General features: G+C 69.3%; 7 protein-coding genes, 1 tRNA gene and 2 pseudogenes. 6 read left to right on the top strand and 4 right to left on the bottom strand.

Annotated elements, in window-relative coordinates:
- Nucleotides 1-15: 15 nt before the first annotated feature.
- The 5 genes and pseudogenes from ACRX5W_RS03115 to ACRX5W_RS03095 form a co-directional block, all read left to right on the top strand.
- Nucleotides 16-189 (top strand): annotated as a pseudogene (locus ACRX5W_RS03115) (SLOG family protein); the annotation flags it as partial.
- Between the two features lie 156 nt (nucleotides 190-345).
- Nucleotides 346-1,209: pseudogene (locus tag ACRX5W_RS03110) on the top strand (bifunctional DNA primase/polymerase); the annotation flags it as partial.
- Between the two features lie 212 nt (nucleotides 1,210-1,421).
- Nucleotides 1,422-2,939 carry a YfjI family protein gene (locus ACRX5W_RS03105; protein ID WP_436786773.1) on the top strand — a complete coding sequence of 506 codons (1,518 nt, stop codon included), beginning with the start codon at nucleotides 1,422-1,424 and terminating at the stop codon, nucleotides 2,937-2,939.
- A gap of 350 nt (nucleotides 2,940-3,289) precedes the next feature.
- Nucleotides 3,290-3,475: a helix-turn-helix transcriptional regulator gene (locus tag ACRX5W_RS03100; RefSeq protein ID WP_436786317.1), complete on the top strand. Its 186-nt coding sequence runs from the start codon at nucleotides 3,290-3,292 to the stop codon at nucleotides 3,473-3,475.
- Nucleotides 3,476-3,548: 73 nt separating this feature from the next.
- Complete coding sequence (locus tag ACRX5W_RS03095; protein WP_436786316.1) at nucleotides 3,549-4,919, top strand: tyrosine-type recombinase/integrase; 1,371 nt, start codon at nucleotides 3,549-3,551, stop codon at nucleotides 4,917-4,919.
- A gap of 172 nt (nucleotides 4,920-5,091) precedes the next feature.
- Here the strand turns inward: ACRX5W_RS03095 and ACRX5W_RS03090 are convergent.
- Nucleotides 5,092-5,174: transfer RNA gene (locus ACRX5W_RS03090), tRNA-Tyr, on the bottom strand.
- Nucleotides 5,175-5,371: 197 nt separating this feature from the next.
- Here ACRX5W_RS03090 and ACRX5W_RS03085 point away from each other — a divergent pair.
- A complete protein-coding gene (locus ACRX5W_RS03085; protein WP_436786315.1) occupies nucleotides 5,372-5,860 on the top strand; it encodes a YajQ family cyclic di-GMP-binding protein in 489 nt (162 codons plus the stop codon).
- Between the two features lie 72 nt (nucleotides 5,861-5,932).
- Here ACRX5W_RS03085 and ACRX5W_RS03080 read toward each other — a convergent pair whose 3' ends face one another.
- The 3 genes from ACRX5W_RS03080 to htpX form a co-directional block, all read right to left on the bottom strand.
- A complete protein-coding gene (locus tag ACRX5W_RS03080; protein ID WP_436786314.1) occupies nucleotides 5,933-6,967 on the bottom strand; it encodes a glycosyltransferase family 2 protein in 1,035 nt (344 codons plus the stop codon).
- 178 nt (nucleotides 6,968-7,145) lie between these two features.
- Nucleotides 7,146-7,550 (bottom strand): YccF domain-containing protein, encoded by a 405-nt coding sequence (locus tag ACRX5W_RS03075; protein ID WP_436786313.1) that lies wholly within the window; start codon nucleotides 7,548-7,550, stop codon nucleotides 7,146-7,148.
- A gap of 279 nt (nucleotides 7,551-7,829) precedes the next feature.
- A complete protein-coding gene (htpX, locus tag ACRX5W_RS03070; RefSeq protein WP_436786312.1) occupies nucleotides 7,830-8,684 on the bottom strand; it encodes a zinc metalloprotease HtpX in 855 nt (284 codons plus the stop codon).
- Nucleotides 8,685-8,833 lie beyond the last annotated feature (149 nt).

The raw sequence follows: 8,833 nt of genomic DNA, 5'->3' as shown, positions 1-8,833 counted from the left end.
CCCCCCGTCCGGGTCCTGGTCACCGGCTCCCGAGACTGGGACGAACCCGCCCGCGTGCACCGCGTGTTGGACGCGTTCCTGCACACGTGGCCCGTCCGCCTGGCCATCGTCCACAGCGATCACCCCACCGGCGCCGAACGTCACGCCGCTGAATGGGCCCACCGCCACCGCGACCACAGGGTTACGCAGGAATCCCTAAAGGCCGCGTGTGGCGCGGACTTGTGCATTGCGTTCATCCGCGACGCCTCACCCGGCGCCACCCAACGCGCCGACGCCGCGCACGCCGCCGGCATCCCCACCATCCGCTACACCGCCACAGCCAGACACAGCACGAAAGGTGACAGTGTGAGCGATCACCTGAGGACCGCCCTCGAACTGGCCCGGATCGGCGTGCCGGTTCTTCCGTTGCGAGCAGGAAAGGTCCCGTTCGGGAACTGCCCCGCCTGCGCCGGTTCGGCATGCGGCGGCCGGCCGAACATGAAAACCGCCGGGCCGTGCCGGTGCCCGCGCGTGTGCCACGCCTGGGCCGCCGCGACCACCGACACCGCCGTCATCAACTCACCGGAATGGGCGCGGGCGTGGCGGCAGGCCGTCGCCGTCGCCTACCACCCCGGCGGCGCCGGTCTCACCGTCGTGGACCTTGATGACGACGCGGCGGTCACGTGGGCCCGCGCGACGCTGCCCCTGACCAAAGTGGTGGCGACCACCCGCGGGGAGCACTGGATCTATCACGGCGCGATGCGGTCCGCGAACCACGTGAGGCCCGGCGTGGACATCAAGTCCCACATGTCCTACGCCCGATGGCTCGGACGCGGCACCGGCCGCATGACTCCTTTGTCCGAGGCGGTGCGCGCCCTGGTGAACCGCGAAGAGCAAGAGACCACCCCGCCCGGCGGCGCGGTGGTCTCTTCGTCCTTGCCGGCACCCACCGGATGGACGCGGTCGGTCGCCACCGGATGCCGCCACACCGACAGCTACGTACACACCGGTCTGGAACGCGGCATCGCCACCGTCCTCGACCACACGAATACCGGCGCCGGTTCCAGCGCGTACGGCGTCGCGCGGTTCCTCGCCAAGCAGCACAGCGGGTGCCCCGGCCCGTGCGGACTCGACGCCCTCGGCGAGCACATCGTCGCCGCGGCCGTCGAGGTCGGCGTACCCGAGCCCTACGCCCGCCGCGCCGTCCGCAACGGGCTCGCCGACGCCAGCCCGCGCGCTCACATCCGAACCCCGCCAAACGGCGGACGGGAGGACAGTTCGATGAGCACCACACCGCCCGCTCCGGCGAACACCCGCGTGGGGGCAGCGTGACCGCCCCCACTCCCCCTTTCCCCGACAGCCGTCAATCCCCCGCCCACTGCGCACCGACCGACGCCAGCGCGCCGGTGCCCGAAGACGTCGCGGTGTTCGACCGATTCGACGTGTTCCCGCCGGACGCCGGCGACCCCTTGGCCGCGTTCGACCCGGCGCCTCTGTGGGAGGAACCAATCCCGCTCGGGCACGTCCGCACGCTGCCGCCGTTCCCGGTCGACGCGTTGCCACGGTGGGTGGCGGACATGGTCGCCGCCGTCGCCGAGGAAACGCAGACGCCGCCGGACCTTGCCGGGTGCACCGCGCTCGCGGCGTTGTCGACGGCGGCCGGGGGCCGCGCGGTGGTCGACGTACGCGGCGGGTGGCGCGAGCCGGTCAACCTCTACATCGCCGTCGCACTGCCGCCCGCGAACCGCAAATCGGCGGTATTCGCGCGCCTGACCGCGCCGCTCCTCAAAGCGGAGCAGGTGATGGACGAAAACGCCATCGGCGCCATCGTGGAAGCCGAGACCACCGCCCGGCTCGCCAAAGCCGCCGCCGAGAAAGCCGCCCACAAAGCCGCCGGCGCCGCTCCAGACAAGCGCGACGAACTCACCGCCGAAGCCGTCGCGTTGGCCAAAACCGCCGAAAGCGTCGACGTCCCCGCGCGTCCGCAATTGGTCGCCGACGATGCCACCCCCGAAGCGGTCGCGTCTCTGCTCGCCGAGCAGCGCGGACGGCTCGCGGTGCTGTCCGCCGAAGGCGGCATCTTCGACATCATCGCCGGACGCTACTCCGGCACACCCAACATGGAGGTGTTCCTTAAAGGCCACGCCGGAGACCTGCTCAAGGTCAACCGGCAGGGGCGGCGCGAGTACATCGAAAACCCCGCCCTCACCATGGGGCTCGCCGTCCAACCGGCGGTGCTGGAAGACATCGCGAGGGTCAAAGGATTCGAGGGACGCGGACTGCTCGCGCGGTTCCTGTACTCGCTCCCAACATCGCTGGTCGGACGCCGGAAAGTCCTCACCGACCCGGTACCGGCCGACGTCGCCGACACCTACGCGCAACGCCTCGGCGCCCTGGTGCTGTCTCTCGCCGACTGGACCGACCCGGCCATACTGCCACTCACACCAGACGCGAACGCGGCGCTTGTGGAGCGGCAGGAACGCACCGAATCCCGGCTCGCCGACGGCGGCATGCTCGCGCATGTCCGCAACTGGGGCGGCAAAGTCGACGGTGCCGCCGTCCGCATCGCCGGCCTCCTGCACCTGGCCGCGCACGACCAAGCGTGGACCCGCCCGATCGACGCCGACACCGTGCGCGCGGCCGGACGCATCGCGGAGTACTTCACCCACCACGCGCTCGCCGTGTTCGACCTCATGGGCGCCGACCCGGCACGCGACCGCGCCCGGATCGTCCTCGACCACCTGCGCCAACGCAAGGCCCCGGTGGTCAGCAAGCGGGACCTGTTCACCGGACTGTCCCGCGCCGAATTCCCCATCACGGCCGACCTTGACCCTGTGCTGGCCCTCCTGGAAGACCACGGATGGCTGCGCCCGGAACCGGCCCCCGAACGCCGGGGCCGCGGCCGACCGCCGTCGCCGCGCTACGAGACACACCCGCACCTGCACACGCCGGGGGGCTGACCCCTGCCGCAATAACCGCAGAAACCGCAGAAAACCCGCGCACCCGGACTGACCTGCGACGATGCCCGACCAGCCGCCGTCCGCAGAACTCCCGCCTATTTCCGCAGAAATACCCGAAGGCGAGACAGTGAGCGGGACGACGGCCGGTCGGCATCCGACCACCGGCTATTTCTGCGGAATAAGCCCCGGTTTCTGCGGCAGCCGTCGCACGCCGCATCACCGCAGGTCACAGCCCCATCCCGGCATTTCTGCGGTTTCTGCGGTTTCTGCGGCGCGAGAACTCGTCCGACGACGTCACAGGCGCGTCGACACAGCCCTAGAACAGAAGACAGCACCGAGGGGAGCAGGCAGTGACCACCCGGGACGACAGTCTGAAGTTGCCGGAAGTCCTCAAGGAGATGCGCGTGTCGCGCGCTGCCTTCTACCGCATGCGTGCCCGCGGCGCGGCACCGAAGCTCATCAAGCTGCCTAACGGTCAGATCCGGGTCCGGCGGTCCGAATTGGACCGCTGGTGGGCCGCTCTCGAATCCCTCTAGAGACCCCGCAGCAAGGCCACTTGGCCCCGTGCGCACCCGCGCACGGGGCCTTTCTCATGCCTGAAAGGAAGTCATGCCAAAGCCCAGCTTTGACGTGCGCATCTGGGAGATCCGCGTACGCAAGGGCAAGACCGGCCGGACGTCGGCCGAAGTTCGTTGGAAGGTCGCAGGTACTCCATTCTCCGAGACGTTCCGCACGAAGACGCTCGCGGACGGGCGACGTGCCAAACTCCTGCGTGCCCTCCACAGTGGCGAGCCGTTCGACGCCGTCTCCGGACTGCCCATGTCGGAGATTCGCCTTCGTGACGACGTCCCCTGGTACGTCCACGCGCGCGAGTACATCGAAATGAAGTGGCCGACGGCGCCTGCGAAGACGCGGACCACGCTCGCCGATGCCCTCGCCACGGCAACACCCGTGCTGGTCAAAGACCGTCGCGGCATGCCGGACACAGCCCTCCTGCGTCGGGCGCTGTACGGATGGGCGTTCAACGTCAACCGGTGGACGGAGGATCCGCCCGACGACGTGGCCGCCGCACTCGCGTGGGTGGAGGGGCATTCGCTCCCCATGAGCGCGTTGGACGACGCCGCCGTGATGCGCAAGGTGCTGACCGCTTTCACGCTCCGCCTTGATGGGAGCGAAGCGTCCCCGTCCACCGTCCGGCGCAAGCGCGCGATCTTCCACAACGCGCTCGGCTACGCAGTGGAGCTGTCCCGGCTCAAGTCCAATCCGCTGCACGCGGTGCAGTGGACGGCACCGGAGACGGCGACGGAAGTGGAACCGGCCTGCGTCGTGAACCCCCGGCAGGCCGGCGCCCTGCTCGCGGCGGTCCGTGAGCAGGGCAACCGTGGTGAACACCTGGAAGCGTTCTTCGGGTGCCTCTACTACGCGGCCATGCGGCCCGCAGAAGCCGTTTGGCTGCGCCTGGACAACTGCGACTTGCCCAAGCGCGGTTGGGGACAGCTCCGCTTGGACGGGTCACGGCCCCGGGTCGGATCCGCGTGGACGAACGACCGCACGGCGCACGACGTGCGCGGGCTCAAGTGGCGAGCGCGGAAGGCCACGCGCCCGGTGCCCATCCCGCCTCGGATGGTCGCCATGCTGCGGTGGCACATCTACCGGTACGGCGTCGCCCCCGACGGTCGGCTGTTCCGCACCGCACGCGGCGGCATCGTGCAGGAGAGCGGCTACGGCGAAGTCTGGGCCAGGGCCCGTAAGGCGGCGTTCACGCCGCAACAGTTCGTCTCTCCGCTCGCGACACGGCCGTATGACCTACGGCACGCCGGCGTCTCGCTCTGGCTCAACTCGGGAGTGGACCCGGCGGAAGTCGCGAAACGAGCGGGACACAGCATCGCGGTGCTGCTCAAGGTCTACGCCAAGTGCATGGACGGCGGGACGGACGCCGCGAACAAAAGGATCGCCGAAGCGTTCGGCGAGTGGGAGTGACGGGCATCTCGCGGTCGGTCCGCGTCCACAGATAGGCCGCGCGCACTGGTCAGGACGCGAAATCGAGTGAGACAAGGTGAGACAAAGCAGGCATTCTGAGCGCCTGCGCAGGACGGGAAAACGAAAGAGCCTCTGACCGCATTCATGCTGGTCAGAGGCTGTTTCTAAGGTGTGGCGGGTGCAGGGTTCGAACCTGCGTAGGCGTAAGCCGACAGATTTACAGTCTGCTCCCTTTGGCCGCTCGGGCAACCCGCCGGGGTGTCGTCCGCTCGGGGCGACGGGGATAACAATAGCGGACGGCGTGGGGTGGTCCGCTACTCGGTTTGTGGTGGGTGGCGGTGGGGTGGGGGTGGGCTGGATACGCTGGGGATTCGTGTGTCCGGTGGTGCGGGGCTGTGGGCTTCGGGCGGGGGCGCGCGGGACGGTGAACTCACAGAAAGCGATGCTGACCCTTGGCTGACTCCTCTTTCGACATCGTGTCCAAGGTCGACCGCCAGGAGGTCGACAACGCGCTCAACCAGGCGGCGAAGGAGATCTCGCAGCGGTTCGACTTCAAGAACGTCGGGGCGTACATCGGGTGGTCGGGTGAGCAGATCGAGATGCGCGCCAACACCGAGGAGCGCGTCAACGCGATCCTGGACGTGTTCCAGTCGAAGCTGATCAAGCGACAGATCTCGCTGAAGGCGTTCGATGCGGGCGAGCCGAAGCTCTCCGGCAAGGAGTACAAGATCTTCGGGTCGATGCAGGAGGGCATCTCTCAGGAGAACGCGAAGAAGGTCTCGAAGATCATCCGGGATGAGGGGCCGAAGAGCGTCAAGGCTCAGATCCAGGGTGACGAGCTTCGGGTGAGCTCGAAGAGCCGGGACGACCTCCAGGAGGTCATCGCGCTGCTCAAGGGCAAGGACCTCGACTTCGCGGTCCAGTTTGTGAATTACCGGTAGAGCCGTCGCGGCTTTGCCGTCCTCGGGGCGTTCCGCGCGAGCGGGGCGCCCCGAGGTCTGTGCGGCCTGCGGTTACGGGCGGCCGAGAGGCTCGCGGGGAGTCGCCGGGTCGAGGTCGACGGGGGTGAGGTTCAGCGGCGTGAGGGTGATGGGCGCCGTGTGTTCCGCGTCGCCGGAGAGGGCGGCGGCGGCTCGGGGGGCGACGAGGGCTTCGTCGAGGCGGCCGGTGTAGCCGTCGTACAGGACGCGCAGCGCGCCTTCGTACGCGAAGGGCACCAGGCTTCGGCCGGTGGCGAGCAACGTCCTGGCCGTCCGGAACGTCTCCAGGAACAGTGCCCGGAACCGGGCCACTCGACTGCCGGGGGTGACCGGCCAGCGGGCGATGACGGTGCGGTACGCGTCCTCGTAGCGTCCGAGCGCGTCGAGGTGGGCTTCCGTGCGGCCGGTGATCGTGGTGTCCTCGGTGGCACGGTGGAAGGCCACGCCCGGTTTGGGGCAGCGGGCGAAGCACCAGCCGCGGTCGTGGATCAGGCGCAGCCACAGCGCCCAGTCGACGAGCACGGGCAGCTCGGGGTCGAAACGGAACCACGATGCGGGCCCGTGCACGGCCGGGTTGCGGCACACGACGGCCGATGTCGGTACGAAGTTGGCGACCGCGATCGCGCCCGGGTCGTACGGGAAGTCGTAGCCGTTGGCCGCGGTCTCGGGCGTCTCACCCGGCGGGCAGCGGCGTTCGACGGGCACGCAGTCCGCGTACACGACGTCCGCGCCGGACACCTCCAGTGCCGCGATCGCGCGCGCGAGGTGGCCGGGCAGATAGAGGTCGTCGTCGTCCAGGAAGGCGACGAACCGGCCGGACGCGATCTCCAGGCCCGCGTTGCGCGCCGCCGCCTGGCCGCGTGGGCGCGGATGGGACAGCACGCGGACGGTCAGCCCCGGCACTCCCAGCGGCAGCGCGGCGGCGATGTCGCCGCCGCCGTCGTTGACGACGACGGCTTCCGCACTGTCGATGCCGTCGGCGAGTTGCATGGCCACGCTGCGCAAGGCGTCAGCCAGCAGCTCGGCTCGGTCTCGGGTGGGGACGATGACGCTCACCGTTGCCGGCACGGCATCCCTCCGCGGAGTCGGTTCGTCGGGTTCCCCGTGACTCGACGCTCGTTGTCTGGGCGTGAACGGTGTGCCGGGAGTCCGGCACGGTTGATATCGGCACGACGGTCACAGGGATTCAGGCACCCGGGAGGGGTTCACTCGGAAGCACGCCAGGCGCCCGCCGGCCACGTGTTCCTCAGGTGTAGAGGTAGCGCGGATCTTCGGTCGGGACGATCTCGGTGCCGAGGGGCAGCAGCGAGATCGGGATCATCTTGAAGCTCGCGATGCCGAGCGGAATCCCGATGATCGTGATGCACATCAGCAGCCCGAACACGAGGTGCCCGATGGCGAGCCACCAGCCGAACAGGATGATCCACAGCACGTTTCCCAGCATCGAGCCGATGCCGGCGGTGGGCTTGCGGACGATCGTCCGGCCGAAGGGCCACAAGGCGTAGGCGGCCATCCGGAGACTGGCGATGCCGAAGGGGATCGTGATCACCAGGAAGAAAAGGACGAAGCAGACGATGGCCGCGCCGATGTAGGCCATCGCCATCCAGAAGCCGCACAGGACGAGCCAGATGACATTGAGCAAGATCTTCATGCCTGGCGGATCCCCGGATTGGCGGCCGACTACCGCATTTGCCGAGATTGGTACGGATCGGAAGCAGGCGGACGCACATCGCCCCGGCACGCGCGGGAAAAGCAGCGGCGTTGCGGGGGGTGCGGCCGGCGGCGAAGGCGTTCGGCGCCTCGGTCGGCGAGATGTCCAGGCGCGGCATCGGCTGCCGCGCTGGGCCGAAAGCTCGCGCACGATGCGGTACGGCCCGGGGTTCTCCGCTTCGCTCACCAGGGAAGGGCGTCGTCCGGCGGACGGCCCGGCTCAGCGGCCGGCCATGGCTTCCAGACGCCGGATGCGCTCGGCCATCGGGGGGTGCGTCGAGAACATCTTGGTCATGCCCTGCCCCGGGCGGAACGGGTTTGCGATCATCAGCGAGCTGGTCGCCTCGATGCGCGGCTCCGCGGGAAGCGGGCGCTGCTTGGTGCCCATCTCCAGCTTCCGCAGTGCGCTGGCGAGCGCAAGGGGGTCGCCGGTGAGGCGGGCGCCGGACGCGTCGGCCTGGAATTCGCGGCTGCGGCTGATGGCGAGCTGGATGAGCGAGGCTGCGACCGGGCCGAGGATCATCATGAGGAGCATGCCGATCAGGCCGGGGCCTTCGTCGTCGTCGCCGCGGCCGATGGGGATCAGCCACGCGAAGTTGGCGAGGAACATGATGACGCTGGCCAGCGCACCCGCGACCGACGAGATCAGGATGTCGCGGTTGTAGACGTGCGCGAGCTCGTGGCCGAGGACGCCGCGCAGTTCGCGTTCGTCGAGGATGCGCAGGATGCCGGTGGTGCAACAGACCGCCGCGTTGCGGGGGTTGCGGCCGGTGGCGAAGGCGTTCGGCGCCTCGGTCGGCGAGATGTAGAGCCGCGGCATCGGCTGCCGAGCCTGGGTCGAGAGCTCGCGCACGATGCGGTACAGCTCGGGGTTCTCCGCTTCGCTCACCGGGCGGGCGCGCATCGAGCGGAGGGCGAGCTTGTCGCTGTTGAAGTACGCGTACCCGTTGGTCAGCAGGGCGATGGCCAGGGCGATGATCAGGCCGGTGCGGCCGAAGAAACTGCCGATGAGCAGAATGAGCGCGGACAGCCCGCCGAGCAGGGCGGCGGTTTTGAGTCCGTTGTGGCGGTGCACGGCAGGTCCTCTCGGGACGGGGGCCCGCGGGCCCCCGGGGACGCTCGAACGGATAGCCGCAGGTGACGGCGGCGTGTTCGGCTCATCCGATCAACGACGGAACAAAACGCATCGTTCCCCCACAGACCCGGCGCCACGCCTGTTGTGCC

It is taken from the genome of Yinghuangia sp. YIM S10712 (assembly GCF_051388935.1).
Lineage (GTDB): Bacteria > Actinomycetota > Actinomycetes > Streptomycetales > Streptomycetaceae > Yinghuangia.
The sequence above is the reverse complement of the archived record's forward strand: the minus strand, read 5'-3'. Positions and strand labels throughout refer to the sequence as shown.

What these genes read in the sequence shown, in the direction of transcription:
- ACRX5W_RS03095 (WP_436786316.1), top strand. Translation starts at nt 3,549, where the DNA reads ATGCCAAAGCCCAGCTTTGACGTGCGCATCTGGGAGATCCGCGTACGC.
- ACRX5W_RS03075 (WP_436786313.1), bottom strand. Translation starts at nt 7,550, where the DNA reads ATGAAGATCTTGCTCAATGTCATCTGGCTCGTCCTGTGCGGCTTCTGG.